This window comes from Saccharothrix sp. ST-888, from assembly GCF_000955975.1.
Classification (GTDB): domain Bacteria; phylum Actinomycetota; class Actinomycetes; order Streptomycetales; family Streptomycetaceae; genus Kitasatospora.
Window position 1 is genome coordinate 1 of record NZ_JYJF01000597.1, and the last position, 353, is coordinate 353.

General features: G+C 79.0%; 1 protein-coding gene. It reads left to right on the plus strand.

The features are described from left to right. Positions 1-202, plus strand: a 202-nt coding sequence (locus UK12_RS44015) for a hypothetical protein (protein ID WP_045307064.1), incomplete at its 5' end; no start/stop codon positions are given. Positions 203-353 lie beyond the last annotated feature (151 nt).

The following is a 353-nucleotide window of genomic DNA, read 5'->3' on the forward strand; positions in this document are numbered from 1 at the left end:
CGACGACCCGGTGGTGACGGACCACCGGCCTGCCGAGCCGCCTGCCGACGGCCTGATCACGGCCCGGAACGACCTGCCCGGGCGCATACTGGCGCAAGTGGCCGACGACCGCCTCGGAGGGCTGGCGATGACCGTGCCCACGCCGGGGGTCGAGCAGAGCATCGCCCGGCTGAGCTGGCGCGAGCGCACCGGGGAGCGGTAGCCGCCGAGCCGGCCTCCCCACCCCCCCGCGCCGCCGGCCATCCCCCTCCCGCCAGCCGACAGGGCACTCACCCCGCCGTGCACTCGAACGCGCCGCAGCCGCTCGCCCCTCCGGCGCCCGCTCGGCAGCGGGCGGCGCCTGCCTGGCGGCG